Origin of the sequence: Pseudofrankia saprophytica (assembly GCF_000235425.2) — a bacterium.
Lineage (GTDB): Bacteria > Actinomycetota > Actinomycetes > Frankiales > Frankiaceae > Pseudofrankia > Pseudofrankia saprophytica.
The window spans coordinates 563,611-582,823 of sequence record NZ_KI912266.1; the positions used below are offsets into that span (position 1 = coordinate 563,611).

A 19,213-nucleotide genomic window follows, 5' to 3' on the forward strand; every position below is an offset into this window, starting at 1 on the left:
TTACCTCACCCATCCGCCATAGGAACGACGCGGTGAGCCGCGCCGTGGTTGGACGGCGCCCCGGGCCGGTTGCCGATATGTTTCACAGGGGTTTCCCAGGGGTTATCGACGCTGAATACGGAGTCCTGCCGGTGGCCGTCCAGAAGATATGGGAGATACCTCCCGACCCGGTCGACGAGTCCTGGCACGGCCCCCGTTTCCGCGTGCCCGAAACCAGGAACGATCCAGAGCCGGGCCCGTGGCCCGGCGGCCGCGGCGAGCGCCCGCGGATGGTCCAGAGTGAAGTATCCGTCCAGATCGCCATGCACGATCAGTACCGGGACCGAGGCCGCCTGGCCGATCAGGTCGACGGGCGCCGACGGACGCTCGGTGGCGAGCGTCGGCCAGGGCCGCGACGAGATCCGTACTCCGAAGACCGTCCTCGCGACCAACCGCCCGGCCCTGGTCTCCGCCATCCAGAGGATGCGCCGAAGCGGAGCGGTGTCACGCACGAACCATCGGCTGGTCGCGCTGATCGTGACCACGGCGTCCGGACGATGGCGCAGTCGATGCCCGTACACGGGCGCTCGCGAGCTCGCGAGCGCCGCCTGCCGGACCACCGCCGCGCCGCCCATCGACCAGCCGACGGTCACGACCCGCTCGTACCCGAGCCGCCTGGCCTCACCGACAGCCGCGTCCACGTCGAAGACCTCGCGGTCGCCGAACGTACAGGCACCCGTCGACCTGCCGTGACCACGCGTCTCGACCATGAGCACGCCCGCGTGCCACCGCAGGCCCTCCGCCACGGACCGTACGGCTGGTCGGCGGATCGTCCCGGAGAAGCCCGCGACCAGCACGACCGCTGTTGGCGGGGTGACGGACCCCACCAAAGAGCCCTGATCGAGAAATGCAGTGGCCAGGATCTCAGCATCGGCCGTCGGAAGAAGCCGGTAGACGGTGGGAGCGCGGTGGAGCACTCCGCTATCCTCCTCACGTACCGATGTGCGTTTCATGCCCATGACGGTCGTGAGACGCCCGGGTTCGGTAACACCGCTCCACTTGGGTCGACGCTGCCCCACCACCATCCGCCGCACATGGAGGAGTCGTCTTGAGCGTCGTCCTTTTGCTCACCAACGCCCCAGGTCCGTCCGCCGAGTCGTTCCCATCGCTGGGGCTGCTCACCCACACCGTGCGTGTCGCCCCGCTGGAGGCCAGCGCCCTGCTCGACGCCCCGCCGGTCGACGTTATCGCCGTCGACGGCCGCCGCGAGCTCGTCATCGCCCGTGGTCTCTGCCGCCTGCTGCGCACCACCGGCCTGACCACCCCACTGCTCGCCCTGGTCACCGAGGGCGGCCTGGCCGCCGTGTCCGCGGACTGGGGCGTCGACGACGTGGTACTCGACACGGCCGGCCCGGCGGAGGTCGAGGCCAGGCTGCGGCTCGCGATCGGCCGGGTGGCCGCCGCCGGCGGCACCGCGGAGGCCGGCGTCATCCGCTCGGGTGACCTCTCCGTGGACGAGACGACCTACTCGGCGAAACTGCGCGGCCGGCCCCTCGAGCTCACCTTCAAGGAGTTCGAGCTGCTCAAGTACCTCGCCCAGCACCCCGGCCGGGTCTTCACCCGCGCCCAGCTGCTGCAGGAAGTCTGGGGCTACGACTACTACGGCGGTACCCGCACGGTGGACGTCCACGTCCGCCGGCTGCGCGCCAAGCTGGGCGCCGAGCACGAGTCGATGATCGGCACCGTGCGGCACGTCGGCTACAAGTTCGTCGCCCCGCCGATCACTCCGTTGCCCGACTCGAACGCCGCCGGGCGCGTCGAGCGCGACGAGCTGCGCACCCCCGAGCGTGTCTGAGCCAGTCTGAGAAAGCTCGCTTCGCGACCGTGGTTTTGGGGCGCGCGGACGTCGCGCGCCCCAAAAGCACGGTCGTCTTAGGTTGCTTGCTCGACGGGTGCGCGGCGCCATCCGGGTGGTTACCGTCTGCCTGTGACGTCTTTGGGCTGGTCGGACAGTTTGACGGCGGCCGAGTCCGCCGAGGTGAACTCGGTCGTCGCGGCCGCGCACGCCGCCGATGGTGTCGGGCCGGTCTCCGATGACGTCGCCCTGACGGTCCGGCCAGGGGCGGGCCCGACGCCAGGCCGGTTCCACCTGCTCGCCACCGATCCGGCCGCTGGCGGGTCGGCCGCGAGCTCGGCCGCGAGCGACGTGACCGGTTATGCGCACCTCGCCCACGCTGGTGACGGCGCGTGGGAGGCGGAGCTGGTCGTCCGCCCGGACCGGCGGCGCCGGGGAGTCGGGTCCGCCCTCGTCGAGGCCCTCCTCCAGCGTGCGGCCGGCGAGTCATCGGCCGAGGTCGCGGCGCCCGCGAGCCCGGCGACCCTGAGCCTCTGGGCGCACGGCGACTCGGCGGCCGCGGCCGCGCTCGCGGCGCGCGTGGGGTTCGAGCGTGGCCGAGTGCTGCTGCAGCTGCGCCGTCCGCTCGTCGCCGACGCGGGGTCCGCCCAGGACGAGCCCGCCAAGGACGAGCTACCCGAGCCGACGTGGCCCGCGGGCGTGACCGTGCGGGAGTTCGAGCCGGGCCGCGACGAGCAGGCCTGGCTCGCGCTCAACGCCCGCGCGTTCGCCAGCCACCCTGAGCAGGGCCGCTGGACCGAGCAGGACCTGCTGCCGCGCGAGGCGGAGCCCTGGTTCGATCCGGCGGGCTTCTTCCTGGCCGAGCGGGACGGCGAGCTGATCGGGTTCCACTGGACGAAGGTGCACGCCGAGGATCCGGCCCCGCCCGGCGGTCGGCCCGGACAGGGCCAGGCGCCTGCGGTCGGAGAGGTCTACGTCGTCGGGGTCGACCCGGCGGGCGCCGGCGGAGGGCTGGGCCGCGCGCTGACCCTGGCCGGGCTGCGCTACCTGCGCGGCCGCGGCCTCGCCACGGTGATGCTCTACGCCGACGAGGACAACGCCCACGCGGTCCGGATGTACGAACGCCTTGGCTTCACCCGTTACGCCGTCGACGCGCAGTACCGCCGGCACGTCGCCGTCAGCTGACCTCCCGGCCGGCCGCCACCAGCCGCGGCGTCACGCCAGCCACGCGACCCACGCAGGCCACGCCAGCCCGGGACGCATGCCAGTCAGGCATGACGGCGGGGCCTTCCCGCGGCGGCGTCCGTTCGGGTTACTCGTCGCGGAAGGCCGCGCGCGACGCGGCGGCCGCGGCCGCTGCCGTCGGCCGCTCGCCCACGCCGCCCTCGACGTCGAGCACCGTGGTCAGGTTCGTCACGTGCAACAGGCGCCGGGCCATGTCGTTGAGGTTGCGCAGGATCAGGCGACCGCCGGTGGAGCGCTGCCGCCGGTGGGCGTAAAGGATGACAGCCAGGCCCTGCGAGTCCAGGAACCCCACTTCGGTGAAATCAACGACGATCTCGCTGACGCCCGCCATCCGGGCATCCATAAGGGCTTCCCGTAGTGGATCGAGGGAGGAGTAATCGACGTCCCCCTCGGGCCAGATCACGATTGCATGCGGACCCGTAACTTCGACTCGCACTCTCAGGATCATTGCTCCCGCCTTAACGTCCATCCGGGACGTCCCGGCGGACACGCGGCCTCGTCCTGGCGGCGCGGGGAGCGGCCGAAACAGCCTCGCGTCGTGCACGCCCGAACAGGCGCGATCCAGCTACCCGCCTCATCAGCTCATCGCCAAGGAACAACGCTGACTTGGCGATAGCAGATCGGCAGAGCTCCTGGCCCGGGTCACCGTAGTCGTGACGGTGATCAGGTTCGGATACCTCGGTCGGTGACGTAGCGGGATGCAAGGCCCGTCACCGAGCAGCGTCGTACCCCTCCTCGACAGGACTCACACCCCGTCAGCGGAGTTCACCCTTCGTTTTGACGCTCGGTGCACGACAGAAGACCAACCGTCAATCCTCCGCGCCCCGGTTTCGTTTCGGCCGGGCGCGGCCGAGCGCGAAAAGCTCCCCGCCGCGCGGGGTGGGATCAGGCGAGCGCGGGTGCGACCTTGGGGCCATGTGCGATGAACAGGCCCTTGCCCCCCGGCCGGGCGCGCCCACGAAGCCGCTCACGCTCGTGAGCGAGCTCGACGGGAGCGCCGTCACGGTCGGCACCCAGCCGGGCATCGACGACGCGACCCGCGTCGTCGTCCTGCGACTGCAGTCGTCGTTGCTGGATGTCCTCAACGCGGTGTACCTGCTACCCGTGGAGGCCCGGCGACTGGCGGAGGCGCTGTCGTCCGCCGCCGTGCTGGCCGTCACCGCCACCCCCGCGCACCCGGACGGCGGCTCGGACCGTCTCCCGGGAGGGAAGCCGGGTCGGCCCAATCTGGCTGGCACCGAGCCCGCGGACCCGGCGGCCGCGACGGCGAGCGGGGACGGCGTCATTCCGGACGAGAACGACAAGAACTACAAGATCGGCGAGGACGGCGAGGACGGCGAGGACGACGGCCTGGCGATGATGCACACGGTCACGGCCAGCGAAGGGGCGAGCGCCGCCGAGCTGCGCGACGCGCTCGGCACGCTGCCGTCATCCGCGGAGCTGGTCGACTTCGGCGCCGACGCCGACGTCGTCCTGATCTTCGCGACGACGCCACGCGCGAACGCATAGCGAGCCCGCGGGATCCCGAGCGTCACCGAGCGGGAACCCCACAGAAGGATCCCGGGTGCCGGACGGATCCCGAGTGCCAAGGACCGGGGGCCGGGGCCGGGCTGGCGAGTTCCTACGCGGGCTTGGCGGACCCGCGGTCCGGCCCCGCCTGGCTCGCGGCGAGCCGGGCGTCGAGCTCCGCGCGGTCGTCGACCCAGTACGGCCCCTCGTCCTCGACGACGTCCGCCATGATCACATGGTGGCGGCCGGCGTGCCCAGCGGGAAGCAGGCAGGTCAGCCCATCCGCCCGACAGCTCGGGTTCACGACGGTCTTCGGCACCGCCCAGAGCAGCCACACCTCGTCGTCGCCCCAGCCCTGCAGCACGGCCGTGTGGTTGCCCTCGTGACCGCCCTCCAACGCGCAGGTCACCTCATCGGGCACCTCATAGGCGGCACCCGGCACGTCACCCAGCCGCTGCACGATCTCCTCCGGCACCCGCTGCCACTCGCCGCAGGCCCCATCGTCCACGGTCTCACCCATGTCCCGGCTCCCTCGCCCTTCCCGGCGACCTCCGTCGGCCCGGCCGTGCGGCCTCGCAACCTCGATGCCCAGCACCGCCGACCCACTCGACGCACCGATATAAGCACGGGGGCCCTGAGGCCTGGACACCGGGTCGAAACGCTCCGTATGGATAAAGTCACCCATCGAACACAAGAAGGACTTTCCGACCGGACGGCGAGCCAGGCCTAGGCCCGGGACGTCGCCGGGTCCGCGAGGACGGTGATGCCGAGGGCAACGGCGAGCGACGGCGCCAGACCCATGAGGCCGCCGGCGTCGATCTCGGCGCCGGCGAGGCCACTCGCGCCCGTCAGCCGGTCGAACCGGCAGTCGGCAAAGCGGGCCGCGGCGACGGTCGCGCCGGTGAAGTCGGCGCCCGTCAGATCGCAGCGGACGAACTCGACATGGTCGAGCCGGGCACGCGTCAGGTCCAGGCCGGTCAGGTCGCAGCCCTCGAACCGGGAGCGGTGCAACCGGCAGAACCGCAGGGTCAGGCCGTCCGCGCGCACGTCGGTCAGCCGCGCGTCGCGGATCTCGCCGTCCACCCAGACGGCCCCCGAAAGCCGGCCGCCGTCGACCGTCACCCTGGTCGCCGCGCCGCCGTCGACGACGGTGCCGGCCAGCGCGACGTCCCGCACCGCCACGTCCCGCAGAGTCACGCCGGCAAGCTGCCCGCCGACCACCCGCAGCGCGGCCACCCGGACGCCAACCAGCCGGAGGTCACGCCCGTCGCCGTCGCCGGCCTCGGCAAGCAGCTCCGCCAACTCGATCGTCTCCGCCAGCCCCCGACCACCACCACCGCCGCCGTCGCCGCCGCCGGCCGGCCGGGTTGGCTCAGGCGGCAGGTCAGGTACCACCGGAGTCCACGGGTCACTGCGTCGCCGCGTGGTCGCCATGGCATCAGCATCCCGGACGCCGCCGACACGTCTCGGTCTGGCCTCCGCCCCGCGACTCAGCCGCGGATCACGTCGATGAGGCTGAGGATCGCCAGGATCACGAAGGCAGCCGCCGCGATCCTCGTGATGACCTTTACCGGAACGACCCGCAGCAGGCCGCGACCACCGGCGATGGCGATCGCCGCCACCGACCACAGCGCGAGCAACGCGCCAAGCCAGACCGTCACCGGCGAACCGAACCGGGCGGCCAGGTTCGCCGTGGAAATCTGAGTCAGGTCGCCCATCTCGGCCAGGAAGATGACGGTGAACGAGGTCGCCGCCACTCGCCAGAAGCCACGAGATGCCGGGCTTTCCCGCTCCTCGGAAGCGACCGCGGCCTCGGTGGGTGCCGGTTCACCGGCCGACGGGCGGACGTCGACGGCGCGGCTCTCCTGGATCGAGCCGGCCCCACTGGTCTGGCCGATCTCGTCGGTCTCGTCGGTCTCGGCGCGGCCCTCGCGGTAGACGAGCACGGCGCCGACGGCGAACAGGACCAGCGAGATCGCGTCGACGACGCGGTGCGGCAGCAGCGTGAGCACGCTGCCGGCGGCGACGGCCAGCGTGACGTGCACGAGGAATGCCGCGGCCACCCCGGCCCAGACGTAGAGAGGCCGGTAGCGGCTGCCCATCACAAGGCTCGCGACCATCGTCTTGTCGGGCAGTTCGGCGACAAAAATGATGCCGAAAGTAACGAACGCGGCGGTAAGGCTCACGGCCTGGTCTCTCTTCTCAGGCCGGGCCGGGGGCGCGAGTCCCTTCGACCCGGCACGTGAACCGGATCGAAGGTCTCGTCCACCCGGTCGACCTCAAGATCGACCGGGCCCGACCGCCGGGCCTGCGTCGCCGAGCCTCAGCCGATCAAGATCGGCCTGGCCCGCGACGCCGCCAGTATGTCGACGGCCGGACTGCCTAGCGCCTTGGCGCCAGGCAGTAGGGCTACTCCCCTTCGCCAGCCACCTTACCGGAGGAGCGGAACCAACACTCCGGATCCACGCTTCCGCCGCGGGTCGCCACCTCCGCCGCCAGGCGTTGGGCCCCGCCGCGTCCGACCGCCGGTCCCGCCCACCGCGGCTCGGCAGGCCCGGCCCGGGCCGCCCAGGACCACCCAAGACCGGCGACAGGTGACAGAACCACCGACCCGGACGAAGGATCTCCGCTTTGGCATCCCGTGCCGGTTCGCCGACAACCGGCTGACAGGACCGCTGGCCGCTATGACATCATCGCTCGGCCGAGCCTGCGCGAATATCGCACGGGGGCGCAGCGAGCGGCGTACAGCCCGTCCGTCGAGGAGAGGCGCATGGCTTCCAAGAAACAAGTAAAGGCGTACGCCGACCAGGCTAAGACGACCCTGCGTAAGGCGGTACAGCAGACTGGCTTCGACGTCGTCCGCCGCCGTCCGGGGTTCGACGCCGCCGGCATGGATGCCCTGGCAGTCGCGACCATCCGCGAGACGTCCCCCTACACGATGACCGACCCGTCGAAGGTCTTCGGTCTCATCCAGGCCGTCCGCTACCTGGTGACGAACAAGATTCCCGGCAACATCGTCGAGTGCGGCGTGTGGGCCGGCGGCTCGTCGATGGCGGCCGCGCGCACGCTGCTGCAGCTCGGGGACACCTCGCGCCATCTCTACCTGTTCGACACCTTCGAAGGCATGACGCCGCCGACCGGTGCCGACGTAGCGCCGGACGGGCAGACCGCCGAGCACCTGCTCGCCAACTCCGACCCGGACGACCCGGCGTCAGCCTGGTCGATCGTGCCGCTGGAGCAGGTCAAGGAGAACATCGCACGGATCGGCTACCCCGCCGACAAGATCCATTTTGTCAAGGGCATGGTCGAGGACACGGTGCCTGCCGGCGCCCCGGAGCAGATCGCGCTGCTGCGCCTGGACACCGACTGGTTCGAGTCGACCCGGCACGAGATGGAGCACCTGTTCCCGCGGATCAGCCCGAGCGGGGTGCTGATCATCGATGACTACGGCTGGTGGAAGGGCTCCCAGCAGGCCGTCGACGCCTACATCGCGACCCACCAGATCCCGCTGCTGCTCACCCGCCTCGGCCCGGAGGGCGGCGCGATCGGCGTGGTCCCAGCGACCGGTGCGCTCCCCGCGCTGGCGAAGCCCACTCCGTCATCCGTTGGCGCCCGGGCCTCCTGACGCCGCGCGCCGGCCCGTCCTCGCCGCGCGAAGGGAGGACGGGCCGCTCCGGCGGCGACGCACCAGCGCAGCGCCCACCGCACCGGACACCGCTCAGGTGAACAGGCCGCGCCCCCAGTAGTCGCCGCCGGTGGCGGCGACGCCGGGCGGGACGGCGAAGATCGCGCTGCCCGTGTGCTCGATGTACTCGTTGAGCGCGTCCGAGTTCGCCAGCCGCGTCTGGAGCGGGATGAACTGTTTGCGCGGGTCTCTTTGGAAGGCGATGAAGAACAGGCCGGCGTCCAGGTGGCCGAGGCCATCGCTGCCATCGGTGAACGAGTAGCCGCGGCGCAGGATCGCATGGCCGCCGTTGGTGTCCGGCGAGGCCAGGCGGATGTGCGCGTCCGCCGGGATGACCAGCTCGCCGTCCGCCGTGTGGCCCTTGAGGTCCACGGCGTCGAACTCACCGGTGCGGCCGAACGGCGCGCCGACGACCTTGGTGCGACCGAAGGTGGTCTCCTGCTCGGCGAGTGAGGTGCGGTCCCAGCGCTCGATGAGCATCTGGATCCGGCGGGTCACCATGTACGACCCGCCGGCCATCCACGCGGCGGCGCTCTTCTCATCGTTGGGGGCGACCCAGACGTGCTCGTCGAGCTTGGCCGGCTGCTCGGCGTGGATGTTGTTCGTGCCGTCCTTGAACCCCATCAGGTTGCGCGGCGTCGCCTGGCTGGAGCTGGTCGACGCCGTGCGGCCGAACCCGAGCTGGGACCAGCGGACCGCGACGACGCCCCGGCCGATCCGGGCCAGGTTGCGCACGGCGTGCACGGCGATCTGCGGGTCGTCGGCGCAGGCCTGGACGGCGAGGTCCCCGCCGCAGCGCGCCGGCTCGAGGGCGTCGAGCGGGAAGGCGGGCAGGTCGACCAGCGCGGCCGGCCGGCGGCTGGCGAGTCCGAACCGGTCGACGCCAGCAGCCGTGGTGAACAGGGTCGGCCCGACGCCGAAGGTCAGGGTGAGGTGGCCGGACGCGAGCCCTTCGGCCTCGCCGGTGTCGTCGGGCGGCGCGTCCTGGGCGCCAGCGACGCCGTCGCCGACCGCCTTACCCGCGGCCATGGCGGCCGCGGCCGCCGTCCATTCCTTGAGTACCTCGACCAGATCGGCGCGGCTGTCGGTGACGACGTCGAACGCGGCGAAGTGCAGCCGGTCCTGCGCTGGGGTGGCGATCCCTGCCTGGTGGGCGCCGTGGAACTCCACGAGCTGTTTCCCCGAGGCGGGGACGGCCCCGGTCCCTCCGCTCTTGTCGTCCGAGCAGGCGGTCAGGCCACCGGCAGTGGCGGCGCCTGCGGCCGCGACTCCAGCCAGCCCGAACAGCCCTCGCCGCGACACCCGTGTCCCAGCCACGTTCTTTACCCCTGCTTCCTGTTCCTGCGTCCTCCCGGACGGTGGCACCGCCCGACTTCTGACTAGGCCGCCAGACGGCGCCTTTGTTACGACTGGTCCAGAAAACGCGGTTGGCCGGACCGGCCGCGGATGCCCACTGGCGGGCCGGTCCGGCCGCCCCGCTAGGCCGCGACCGCCCCGGTCAGCTTGGACAGCGGCTCGGCCAGGCCGTCGACCTTGTCGGACAGTGCTCGGACCTGGGTGTCGCTCAGCGAGGTGTAGTCCGCGTAGCCGTCGCCCGACTTGTACGGCTCCAGCGCCTTCTCGACATCGGTCAGGCGGGCGTCGATGGTCTTCGCCAGCTCCGGGTCGGTGTCCTTCAGAACTGGCAGCAGCGGCTCGTACGCGGCCCGGGCACCCTCGACGTTGGCGGCGAAGTCGATCAGGTCGGTGTGCGAGTACCGCTCCTCCTCGCCGGTGACCTTGCTGGTGGCGACCTCGTTGAGCAGCTCGGCCGCGCCGTTGCCGAGCTGGCTCGGGGTGAGCTTCACGTCGGTGACCAGCGTCTGCAGCTTCTTCACGTCGGCGAGCAACTTGTCGGCGACGGCCGGGTCGGAGGTCTTCCCGTTGACCCAGAGATCCTTCTCGATCACGTGGAAGCCGGTCCACTCGTCCGCTGGGACGTCGCCGTCCCGGGCGTCGATCGCCGGATCGAGGTCGCCGAAGCTTTCCGCGACCGGCTCGATCCGCTCGTAGAAGACCCGGGTCGGTGCGTAGAGGCGCTTGGCCGCCTCCACGTCGCCGCTCTTGACCGCCGCGACGAACGTCTCGGTGGCGGTGACCAGCTGACTGGTCTGGCCCTCCACGTAGACGCGGTACTCGCCGACGGCCTCGTACAGCCGCGGGTCGTAGGCGGCGCCCGGGGCGGACGCACCGGGCGCGGCGATGGTGAGCTTCGAGGTCACGCCGTCGCCAGTGGTACTGGTCGGCCGGCAGCGCAGGGTGTAGTCGCCCTCGGCCAGGTCGACGGTCAGGTTGCGCGACGTCCCCGGGCCGACGTTCTCCACCTCGCCGACGGCTTGGTCGTTCGCGCCGATGAAGTAGAGCTCGATCGCCTTGCCGGTGGTGTTCGAGACCTTGAAGGTGTGGGCGCCCGCGGACAGGGCCGGCCCCGAGTAGGCGCATGTGTCGTCGCCGGCGGTGACCACCGAGGCGCCGGCCGCGGTGCCGCCCGTGCCGCCGTCCGAGCCGCCGTTCAGCGCGAAACCGATCGCCCCACCAGCCACGAGCATGCCCACGACCGAGACGCTCAGGACCGGAACCGTCGTGAGCGTCCTACGCCAACCCATGACCTCGTCCTCCTTGGGAGCTGCTTCCTCGCCGCCGTCGGCGGGCTTGCTGGTGTCGTCGTTGCCGGCGGGCGCCGGGATGTCGCGGTGCTGGCCGCTGGGCGAGTCGGTGCTCTGGGTCGGGATGGCGGCCTCGGCGGCCGGGGCGGCGTCTGTCTGGGCCGTGCCCGGCCCGGCCGGAACCGCGCCTGCCTCGGCCGTCGCCTCGGCCGTGGCGGGGGCCGGGGCGGCCGCCGGCTCGGGGGACCTGAACAGGTAGCGGTAGCAGACGTAGATCGCCATGACCGGGACGAGGTAGCCGAGCCAGACGCCCAGCTGCGCCCACGACCACACCGGGCTGATGTTGAAGATGCCCTTGAGCAGCGCGCCGTACCAGCTGCTCTCCGAGATGTGGTCGGAGAGGTCGAACGCGAGCGCCTCGTGGCCCGGCAGCAGGTCGGCCTCCTGCAGGTCACCGACGCCGTAGGCGGCGACACCGGCGGCGACAACGATCAGCGCGCCACCCGTCCAGGTGAAGAACCTGCCGAGGTTGAACGTGAGCACGCGGTTGTAGAGCAGGTAGCCGAGCAGGATGGCGATCAGGATGCCGACGAGCGCGCCCAGCATCGGGCCGACGGTCGAGCCGTTCGTCGAGTCGATCGTCGCCCACAGGAACAGCGCTGTCTCCAGGCCCTCGCGGGCGACCGCGAGAAACGCGGTGAAGACGACGGCGCCCGCACCGACAGACAGTGCGGCGTCCATCTTGCCGCGCAGTTCGCCGGACAGGTTGCGCGCCGTCTTGCGCATCCAGAAGACCATCCAGGTCACCAGCACGACGGCGACCAGCGACAGGATCCCGCCCAGTCCCTCCTGCGCCTTGGTCGACAAGTTCGCGGAGGTGAACGTGAGCGCGGCACCGAAAGCCAGGCTGAGCGCGACCGCCGCCCCAACCCCGAAGGAGAGGTGGGCCATCCGGTCACGCCGGTCGATCTTGACCAGGTAGGCGGCAAGGATGCTGACGATCAGCGTTGCCTCGAGCCCTTCACGCAACCCGATCAGTAGGTTCGGAACGAAGTTGTCCACGCACTCTCCACTGGGCCCAGGTCCCATCCAGTTAGGACCACCTAACTTAAGGCAGGCCGACCTAACTTAGGACTACCTAAGACCTACACGCAAGGGTCCTCCGAACGAGTGCCCACGAGCACCTCGACCAAGACTCACAACAGCTCGACCAGCGCAGGAACGAAAGGCGCGCGGGCGTCCCCACACCCCCACCTCCAGGCGAAGATCGCCTCCGCCAACGGCTAGCGGCCGCACCCCTCCAGGACAGTCGGAACTCACCGCCGACACGCGACCCGAACGGGCGACCACAGCGTTGCCCTCGTCGAACGCATGTGCGAATGTTGGACGCGTGGAAGTGCGGATCGTGATCGACGGCGAGACGTTCGAGCTGCCGGCCGACACGGACCCGGACGGGCTTCGCCGACGCGTCGCCCAGGCGGTCTTCCGCGGCGAGGTCGAGCAGCTGTACCTGGCCGACGGCCACACGATGCTCGTCAACTGGCGCACGGTCAGGTTCGTCCAGATCCGCACCGGCCCGGCCGTGCCCGACCACTCCGGCATCGACACCGCGCCCGCGGCGACCGGTGACCCGCCGGCCCCCTAGACGGACCACGGTCGTGTGGTGGCCGGGGCGGGACCTACGGCCACCTTCCCCCGCACGGCCGTGGTCCCCACTCTCACTCTGATGTCAAAGAAGCGGCCGTGGCGTCATGCCTCCCGGGCCGGGTTGTCTCTCAGGTGGAAGCTGGCTTTCCCCAGCCGCCGCCGCCTGGGGTGTGGACCGTGATCACGGCGCCGGCAGGCAGCGGTCGGCTGGCCTTGGGCGGGAGCGGGTCGCCGTCGACGTCGGCGCGGCCGACGACGCCGGGGCCGCCGCCGGCCGCGCCCTGCGGAGCGTGGCGACGGCGATCGGCCAGCACCGACAGGGTCGCCGGCTCCAGCACCCGGATCGCGCGGACCAGGCCGGCGCCGCCGGCGTGCAGGCCGGCGCCGGCCGTCGTCTCGTCGAGCTCGTAGCGCTCCACCCGCATCGGGTACTCGAGCTCGAGTGCCTCGATCGGGGTGTTGAGCGTGTTCGTCATCCCGACGTGCACCCCGGACGGGCCCGGCCCGCGCGCCGAGCCCCCTGCCCCACCCGCCAGCGTCTCGTAGTACGTCCAGCCGTCGCCGCCGATCACCAGGTTGTTCATCGTCCCCTGGCCCTGCGCGGGCAGGACCGGCAGCGTCGCCGGGTCCTCTCCCGTCTCGGTCGCCGCCGCCGCCGCGCCCGCGGCGGCGGCGGTAGCGGTAGCGGTAGCGGCGGCGACCGCCTGGCCCAGGGCGGCGAGCACGGTGTCGGCGATCCGCTGTGACGTCTCGACGTTGCCGGCGACGACGGCCGACGGACGACGGGCGTCGACCAGCGAGCCAGGCTCGGTGACGACCGTGAGCGGCGCGTACGTGCCGTCGTTCGCCGGCACGTCGTCGGGCAGCAGCACCCGCAACGCGAAGCAGCACGCCGAGCGGGTCACCGCGCGCGGGCAGTTGACGTTGCCCCGGACGGCCGGCGAGGTGCCGGTGAAGTCCACCGTGAGGCCGTCCCCGGCGATCGTCACCGCGACCCGCAGCGGGATGTCGACGTCGTCCGCGCCGTCGCCCTCCAGCTCGCTGGCCGCCTCGTACCGGCCGTCTGGCAGCAGCGCGACCAGCGCCCGGCCGCGCCGCTCGCCGTAGCGCAGCACCTCGGCGAAGGCGGTGAGCACGGTCGCCAGGCCGTGCCGCGCGGCGAGCTCGGCCAGGCGGGTGCCGGCGAGCCGGTTCGCGGCCGCCTGCGCGCGCAGGTCGCCACGGCGCAGGTCGGGGGTGCGCGAGTTCGCGCAGATGAGGTCGAGGATGTCGTCCTGCCATCCGCCCGCCCGGACCAGCCGGACCGGCGGGATGATCAGCCCCTCGGCGAAGATCTCGCGCGAGTCGGCCGGCATCGAGCCGGGCCGCATGCCGCCCATGTCGGAGTGGTGCGCCCTCGTGGCCGCGTAGCCGATGATCTCGCCACCCGGTCCACCCGGCCCACTCGGCCCACCCGGTCCTTCCGACCCGCCCGCGGAGGCGATCGGCGGGATGGTCAGGGGGCTGACGAGGGTGACGTCCGGCAGGTGGTTGCCACCGGTGAACGGGTCGTTGAGCACCCACACGTCCCCTGGCGCCGCGCCGCGCTCGGCGACCACCCGTACCGACTCGTAGAGCGCCCCCAGGTGCACGGGCACGTGCGCCGCCTGCGCGACCATCCGGCCGTCCGCGTCGAACAGCGCCGCCGAGCAGTCCCGCCGCTCCTTGATGTTCGACGAGTACGCGCTGCGGACCAGCAGCGTCCCCATCTCCTCGGCGATCCCGGCGAGCCCGCTCGCGAGCACCGACAGGGTCACCGGGTCCAGCCCGGCCGGCACCGCGTCCATCTCCCCAGCGTGGCAGCTCCCCGCCCGGCGCGGGCCGTGAGGGCCGTGGTCAGATGAGGCCATGCCAGCCGCCACCCCCGGCGTGCCCGCCGGCCCGTCCACCGGTAGGTCGAACGGTCTGTCCACCCGTGAGCCTCCGGGCGGCGTCTCGGCCGAGCTCGCCGCCGACGTCGCCGGGCGGGTGCGGGCGCTCATGCCGCGTGCCCGCCAGGAGCTCGCCGAGCTCGTCGCCATCCCGACCGTCTTCGACCCCCGGCTCGGGCCGTCGGCCGACTGCGTGCGCGGCGCCGACCTGGTCGCGGACGCGCTGCGCAACGCCGGGCTGCCGGACGTGCGGCTGGTCGAGACGCCGGACGGCTCGACGGCGGCGATCGGCCACCGACCAGCGCCTGCCGGCGCGCCGACGGTGCTGCTCTATGCCCACTACGACGTCCAGCCCCCGGGCGACGAGGCGAGCTGGGACAGCCCGCCGTTCACGCTGACCGAGCGGGACGGTCGCTGGTACGGCCGGGGCGCCGCCGACTGCAAGGGCAACCTGATGGCCCATCTCACCGCCCTGCGGGCGGTCGGGGATGCCCCGCCCGTCGGGATCAAGGTCGTCGTCGAGGGCTCCGAGGAGCAGGGCACCGGGGGGCTCGAGCGGTTCGTCGACCAGAACCCGGACCTGCTGACCGCGGACACGATCGTGATCTGCGACTCGGGCAACGTCGCCGTGGGCGTGCCGACGCTGACGACGGCGCTGCGCGGCCTGGTGAGCGCCGTCGTCCGGGTGACCACCGGCACCAGCGGCATGCACAGCGGCATGTTCGGCGGCCCGACGCCGGACGCCCTGCTGGCGCTGGTCGCGATGCTCGCGACGCTGCACGACGAGGCGGGCGACGTCACCATCCCCGGGCTCGCGACCGACGGGGTGTGGAGCGGCGAGCCCTACCCCGAGGAACGGCTGCGCGCCGACGCGCACGTGCTGCCCGGGGTCGGCCTGCTCGGAAGCGGGACCGTCGCCGACCAGCTGTGGGCCCGGCCGGCGCTGACGGTCATCGGCATGGAGGTTCCGCCGCTGACCGGCGCGCCGTCGGCGGTTCAGCCGGCCGCCGCGGCCCGGCTGAACCTGCGGGTTCCGCCGGGCGTCGATCCGGAGGCCGCCTATGGGCTGCTCGCCGAGCATCTGCGCGCGGTCGCGCCGTGGCGTGTCCAGGTGGAGGTCGAGTTGGAGGGATCCGGCGCGTCGTTCCGCGCCGCGACCGACGGGCCCGGCTACCGGGCGATGACGGCGGCGCTGGCGACGGCCTACGGGCGGCCGGTCACCACGGCGGGGCAGGGCGGCGGGATACCGCTGTGCAACACGTTCGCGCGGACCTACCCGGACGCTGAGATCATGCTGGTCGGCGTCTCCGAGCCAGCCTGCCTCATCCACGCCCCCAATGAGAGCGTCGCCCCCAGCGAGATCGAGCAGATCGCCCTGGCCGAGGCGCTCTTCCTGCTCGGCCATCCAGCGAAAGCAGGGAGATCATGATCGGGGCGGGGCGAATAGCACGATCACCCCGTAAAATGAGCAACCCAGCTCCGCGCCTGGCATCGCACGGTGCCATTCTTGGGGGTCATGGAATCGCGGGGGGATGAGGCCACGTTGGCCATGCCCTCGGAACCCCCGCCGGTGACGGCCCCGTCCGGGGAGCCACAGTCCGCGAATCCCGCGCCCGTCGACCAGTTGTCCGCCCAGCCCGTGCCGCCCGCGCTCGCGCCGGCCACTTCCCCTGAACCCGTGGTGACCGAGACCCCGACGACCGCGACCCCGGCGCCCACGACCGAGCCCGCGACGACCGAGGCCCGGCCCGGCCCGCCGACCCCGCCGGCCGGAACCGAGACCGGAACCGAGACTGAGACCACGCCCGCGGCGCCAGCCCGCCAGCGGGCCCCCCGGCGCGCGCCGGCCAAAACGGCGGCCGCCAAGGGCCCGACCGTCTCGCAGACCGCGTCCACAGGCGCCACGACCACAGGCGCCACGACCACGGACGCCACGACCACGGACGCCACGACCACGGACGCCACGACCACGGAACCGTCGAGGCCGAAGACGACCCGCACCCGGTCGACGCGTAGCCGGACCAAGGCCACACCCGCCGCGACGGCCAGGCAGTTGCCGCTGCCGGACCCCACGGCGGCCGATCCCACGGCGGCGGACCCCACCGCCGCTCCCGCGCCGGACAGACCCGCCCAACAGGCCGGCCCGGGCATGACGAGGTTCGCCGACTCGACGCCGGAGCCGGCCGAGACGCGGGTCTCCCCCCAGCTCGGTCCGACGGGCACGGGGGATCTCAGCGAGCTGATCCGGCTGCTGATCCCGGATGACCCGACGACCGGCCCGGTCCCGATCCCGGCGCCGGCCCCGGACACCGGCCCGCTGATCCTGCCCCCGATCTACGGCCCGTTCCTGATGCCGATGGCCGGCGAGACGGGGTCACACACCATTCCGCTCGCGTACCGGGGATGGGACGCCGAGGACACGTCTGGCTACGCGCCGGACGACGCCACCGCGCCGGTGAACCCGGAAGGCGCGGACCAGGGCAGCCGGGGCACGGCGCCAACCGGTGGGAGCGCCACCGGCGAAACCACCACCGCGGCCGCGGAACGGCCCACCGCCCCAGCCGCCGCGACGCGGGCGGACGGGGCCGCCGAGCCCCGCGGCGTCGCCGAGCCGGACGGGGCCACTGAGCCGGACGGGGCCGCCGAGCCGGACGAGGACGGGTTCACGGTCGTCGGGGTGTTGGCGCACCGGCGGCGCGGATGGCGCTGGATGCGCTGGCTGTTGGCGTTCCTGCCGCTGCCCGCGCGCCGTTCACCGGCGGGGCGGGGGCCGTTCTCGCGGCACTGGCCACGGGCGTTGCGCTGGTCGCTGGACATGAGCTGGGAGCGGGCGTTGCGCCGGCCGGGGCTCCGGCGCTGGCTCCCCGCCGTGGACTGGGAGGAGACCATGGGCCGGCCGCCGGCCCGGCACCTGCTGCCCGCGCTGATCTGGCCATCGGCTCCGCCTGGGCCAGCGGTGCGGCGCTGGCCGACGGTCGAGCGCTCGCCGTCCCGGCCGGGCTGGGCCAGGGGTGACGTCGACCGACGGTTCACGCCGGTATACGCGGTGGCGTTCTCACCGGACGGGCGGCGGCTGGCGACGGCGAGCGGCGACGGCCGCGTCCGGCTGTGGAACGTCGACGACCCGGGCGCGCCCACGCGGCTGTGGGAGGTCTCGACGAGGTTCGCGGCCGGGCCGGTCGTGGCGTTCTCCCCCGACGGCGCGTGGCTGGCCACCGGCCACGACAGCACCAACGCGGTGCTCTGGGAGATGAGCGAGCTGGCCGGGCCCGTCCCGCGCGCGTTGCTCACCCATCCCGGCGGCCTGACCGGGGTGCACTTCTCGGCGGACGGGCGACGGCTGGTCGCCACCTTCGCCGCGGAGGCCGCCCGGATCTGGGACATCACGGACCCCACTCATCCGCGCCCGCTGGGCCGCGCGGGCGACTCGCGCCTGGTGCGCGCCGCCGCGATCTTCCCGGACGGGCGCTGGCTCGCGACCGCGGGCGAACGGGTCGAGTTCTGGGAGGTCTCGGCCACGCCGGTGCGCCGGATGCACCTGGCGGCCGGCGAGGGCCCGCTGTTCGACGTGGCGGTGGCGCCGGACGGCCGGACGATGGCGGTGGGACGCCTCGACGGCACCGTCGACCTCTGGCACACGATCGACCCGTCGGCGCCGGCGCCGCGGGCCTCGATCGACGCGCACGCCGGCTGGATCACCTCTGTCACCTTCGGCGCGGACAGCCGGTGGCTGGCCACCGTGAGCGCGGAGCACGTCGCGCTGTGGGACCTACGGGACCCGACCGCCGCGGTCGGGCGGACGCGCGCGCGCCTGCCGGTGACCGCCGTCGCGTTCGCTCCCGGGCGCGGCCTGCTCGCCGTCGCGAGCCTCGACGGGTCGGTGGCCCTGCTGCGCCCGACGACGCCGGTCTCACTGGAGCGGGACACACGGCCGGCCCAGGCTCATGAGCCGGGCGGCGCGAACGGCCACGCGGCGGTGCGCCCTGACGAGGCATGGGCCGTCGAGGCGACCGACACCGAGAAGACGGAGATCACGGCCGATGTCCGGCCGCTGACGACCCTCGGGCCGACCGGGGACGCGCCGGTCGACGCCGGCATCGACCTGCCGGGCACGCGCCGCCGTGGGCGCCGGACGAACGGCGGGGCGGTGGTGGTCGGGGGGGCCACGATCGGCCTGAGCTGTCTGCTCGTCTTCGGTCACCAGCTTGGGCTGCCTCCGGCGCTGCTGTTGATCGTCGGACTGATCGTCGTGTTGGCGCTGGTCGCTGCGCTGGGGGTGGCGCTGGCGGCGGCCGTCTGGGCGCCGATGGCTGCCGGGCCGCGCCGGGCCGCCGGCGCGGACGGGTCGGTCAGCCGGTCAGCCGGCCGGCGAACACGCGGTGCGCATACCCGCTCGGCGAGCCGGCCGCGCCGACCGGGGTCGCGGACGGCGGTCGACGGCCCAACGACGGCGACGGCGACGGCGACGGCGACGCGAACGAATCCGACGGAGCTGACCGAGCCGACCGAGCAGCGGCCGAGCGCGGGCACGGATCCGCTGAACGCCACGCTTCCGCTCGACCTCGCCGGCCTGGATGACATCGACATGGATGTCGTCGGGACCGAGGACGACGGCCTCGGTGGCCGGGTGGGCGCCGGGTCCGAGGGTGCCGCGACGGCCCCCCAGCCCGTACCCGAACCGACGCGTCCGACGTCATAGGCAACGTTCCCATCACCCAAAGAACCCGGGCCGGCTATC

15 protein-coding genes are annotated in these 19,213 nt (G+C 72.9%); 7 read left to right on the forward strand and 8 right to left on the reverse strand.

Going from position 1 to position 19,213, the window contains the following annotated elements; genetic code table 11:
- Nucleotides 1-5 precede the first annotated feature (5 nt).
- Entirely contained in the window at nucleotides 6-992 is a 987-nt protein-coding gene (locus tag FRCN3DRAFT_RS0202485; RefSeq protein ID WP_106410358.1) for an alpha/beta fold hydrolase, read from the reverse strand.
- A gap of 95 nt (nucleotides 993-1,087) precedes the next feature.
- Here FRCN3DRAFT_RS0202485 and FRCN3DRAFT_RS0202490 point away from each other — a divergent pair, with 95 nt between their 5' ends.
- Both FRCN3DRAFT_RS0202490 and mshD read left to right on the forward strand, forming a co-directional pair.
- Nucleotides 1,088-1,834, forward strand: coding sequence for a winged helix-turn-helix transcriptional regulator (locus FRCN3DRAFT_RS0202490; RefSeq protein WP_007514337.1), 747 nt, complete (start codon nucleotides 1,088-1,090; stop codon nucleotides 1,832-1,834).
- A 132-nt stretch (nucleotides 1,835-1,966) separates the two neighbouring features.
- Entirely contained in the window at nucleotides 1,967-3,019 is a 1,053-nt protein-coding gene (gene mshD, locus FRCN3DRAFT_RS0202495) for a mycothiol synthase (RefSeq protein WP_007514339.1), read from the forward strand.
- A gap of 127 nt (nucleotides 3,020-3,146) precedes the next feature.
- Here mshD and FRCN3DRAFT_RS0202500 read toward each other — a convergent pair whose 3' ends face one another.
- Nucleotides 3,147-3,527: an STAS domain-containing protein gene (locus FRCN3DRAFT_RS0202500; RefSeq protein WP_007514341.1), complete on the reverse strand. Its 381-nt coding sequence runs from the start codon at nucleotides 3,525-3,527 to the stop codon at nucleotides 3,147-3,149.
- Nucleotides 3,528-3,994: 467 nt separating this feature from the next.
- Between FRCN3DRAFT_RS0202500 and FRCN3DRAFT_RS55790 the strand changes: the two genes are divergently transcribed.
- Nucleotides 3,995-4,588: a hypothetical protein gene (locus FRCN3DRAFT_RS55790; RefSeq protein ID WP_007514343.1), complete on the forward strand. Its 594-nt coding sequence runs from the start codon at nucleotides 3,995-3,997 to the stop codon at nucleotides 4,586-4,588.
- A 112-nt stretch (nucleotides 4,589-4,700) separates the two neighbouring features.
- Here the strand turns inward: FRCN3DRAFT_RS55790 and FRCN3DRAFT_RS0202510 are convergent, their stop codons facing one another.
- The 3 genes from FRCN3DRAFT_RS0202510 to FRCN3DRAFT_RS0202520 form a co-directional block, all read right to left on the reverse strand.
- Complete coding sequence (locus FRCN3DRAFT_RS0202510; protein WP_007514344.1) at nucleotides 4,701-5,108, reverse strand: hypothetical protein; 408 nt, start codon at nucleotides 5,106-5,108, stop codon at nucleotides 4,701-4,703.
- 206 nt (nucleotides 5,109-5,314) lie between these two features.
- Nucleotides 5,315-6,022, reverse strand: coding sequence for a pentapeptide repeat-containing protein (locus FRCN3DRAFT_RS0202515; RefSeq protein WP_035924243.1), 708 nt, complete (start codon nucleotides 6,020-6,022; stop codon nucleotides 5,315-5,317).
- A gap of 56 nt (nucleotides 6,023-6,078) precedes the next feature.
- The gene (locus FRCN3DRAFT_RS0202520; RefSeq protein WP_007514348.1) at nucleotides 6,079-6,774 is read right to left on the reverse strand and encodes a TMEM165/GDT1 family protein; all 696 of its coding nucleotides are present in this window, start codon (nucleotides 6,772-6,774) and stop codon (nucleotides 6,079-6,081) included.
- Nucleotides 6,775-7,358: 584 nt separating this feature from the next.
- On the opposite strand from FRCN3DRAFT_RS0202520, the gene FRCN3DRAFT_RS0202525 reads away from it, so the two are divergent.
- Nucleotides 7,359-8,213, forward strand: a complete 855-nt coding sequence (locus FRCN3DRAFT_RS0202525; protein ID WP_007514350.1) for a TylF/MycF/NovP-related O-methyltransferase — start codon at nucleotides 7,359-7,361, stop codon at nucleotides 8,211-8,213.
- A 93-nt stretch (nucleotides 8,214-8,306) separates the two neighbouring features.
- Here the strand turns inward: FRCN3DRAFT_RS0202525 and efeB are convergent, their stop codons facing one another.
- Both efeB and efeO read right to left on the reverse strand, forming a co-directional pair.
- Entirely contained in the window at nucleotides 8,307-9,590 is a 1,284-nt protein-coding gene (gene efeB / locus FRCN3DRAFT_RS0202530; protein ID WP_007514351.1) for an iron uptake transporter deferrochelatase/peroxidase subunit, read from the reverse strand.
- A 161-nt stretch (nucleotides 9,591-9,751) separates the two neighbouring features.
- On the reverse strand, nucleotides 9,752-11,980 hold the full coding sequence (gene efeO, locus FRCN3DRAFT_RS50950) for an iron uptake system protein EfeO (protein WP_051466110.1): 2,229 nt from the start codon (nucleotides 11,978-11,980) through the stop codon (nucleotides 9,752-9,754).
- 328 nt (nucleotides 11,981-12,308) lie between these two features.
- Here efeO and FRCN3DRAFT_RS42275 point away from each other — a divergent pair, with 328 nt between their 5' ends.
- On the forward strand, nucleotides 12,309-12,563 hold the full coding sequence (locus tag FRCN3DRAFT_RS42275; RefSeq protein ID WP_131803354.1) for a hypothetical protein: 255 nt from the start codon (nucleotides 12,309-12,311) through the stop codon (nucleotides 12,561-12,563).
- A gap of 130 nt (nucleotides 12,564-12,693) precedes the next feature.
- Here the strand turns inward: FRCN3DRAFT_RS42275 and FRCN3DRAFT_RS0202550 are convergent, their stop codons facing one another.
- Entirely contained in the window at nucleotides 12,694-14,391 is a 1,698-nt protein-coding gene (locus FRCN3DRAFT_RS0202550; protein WP_035924245.1) for a hydantoinase B/oxoprolinase family protein, read from the reverse strand.
- A gap of 61 nt (nucleotides 14,392-14,452) precedes the next feature.
- On the opposite strand from FRCN3DRAFT_RS0202550, the gene FRCN3DRAFT_RS0202555 reads away from it, so the two are divergent.
- Together FRCN3DRAFT_RS0202555 and FRCN3DRAFT_RS53815 are read left to right on the forward strand one after the other, a co-directional pair.
- Complete coding sequence (locus FRCN3DRAFT_RS0202555; RefSeq protein ID WP_007514357.1) at nucleotides 14,453-15,904, forward strand: dipeptidase; 1,452 nt, start codon at nucleotides 14,453-14,455, stop codon at nucleotides 15,902-15,904.
- 249 nt (nucleotides 15,905-16,153) lie between these two features.
- Nucleotides 16,154-19,174 carry a WD40 repeat domain-containing protein gene (locus FRCN3DRAFT_RS53815; RefSeq protein WP_198535929.1) on the forward strand — a complete coding sequence of 1,007 codons (3,021 nt, stop codon included), beginning with the start codon at nucleotides 16,154-16,156 and terminating at the stop codon, nucleotides 19,172-19,174.
- Nucleotides 19,175-19,213: the final 39 nt, after the last annotated feature.

Bases quoted from the DNA above. Each gene is read 5' to 3' on its own strand.
- FRCN3DRAFT_RS0202485 (WP_106410358.1), bottom strand. From the start codon at position 992: ATGAAACGCACATCGGTACGTGAGGAGGATAGCGGAGTGCTCCACCGC.
- FRCN3DRAFT_RS0202500 (WP_007514341.1), bottom strand. From the start codon at position 3,527: ATGATCCTGAGAGTGCGAGTCGAAGTTACGGGTCCGCATGCAATCGTG.
- FRCN3DRAFT_RS55790 (WP_007514343.1), top strand. From the start codon at position 3,995: ATGTGCGATGAACAGGCCCTTGCCCCCCGGCCGGGCGCGCCCACGAAG.
- FRCN3DRAFT_RS0202510 (WP_007514344.1), bottom strand. From the start codon at position 5,108: ATGGGTGAGACCGTGGACGATGGGGCCTGCGGCGAGTGGCAGCGGGTG.
- FRCN3DRAFT_RS0202515 (WP_035924243.1), bottom strand. From the start codon at position 6,022: ATGGCGACCACGCGGCGACGCAGTGACCCGTGGACTCCGGTGGTACCT.
- FRCN3DRAFT_RS0202525 (WP_007514350.1), top strand. From the start codon at position 7,359: ATGGCTTCCAAGAAACAAGTAAAGGCGTACGCCGACCAGGCTAAGACG.
- FRCN3DRAFT_RS0202550 (WP_035924245.1), bottom strand. From the start codon at position 14,391: ATGGACGCGGTGCCGGCCGGGCTGGACCCGGTGACCCTGTCGGTGCTC.
- FRCN3DRAFT_RS0202555 (WP_007514357.1), top strand. From the start codon at position 14,453: ATGCCAGCCGCCACCCCCGGCGTGCCCGCCGGCCCGTCCACCGGTAGG.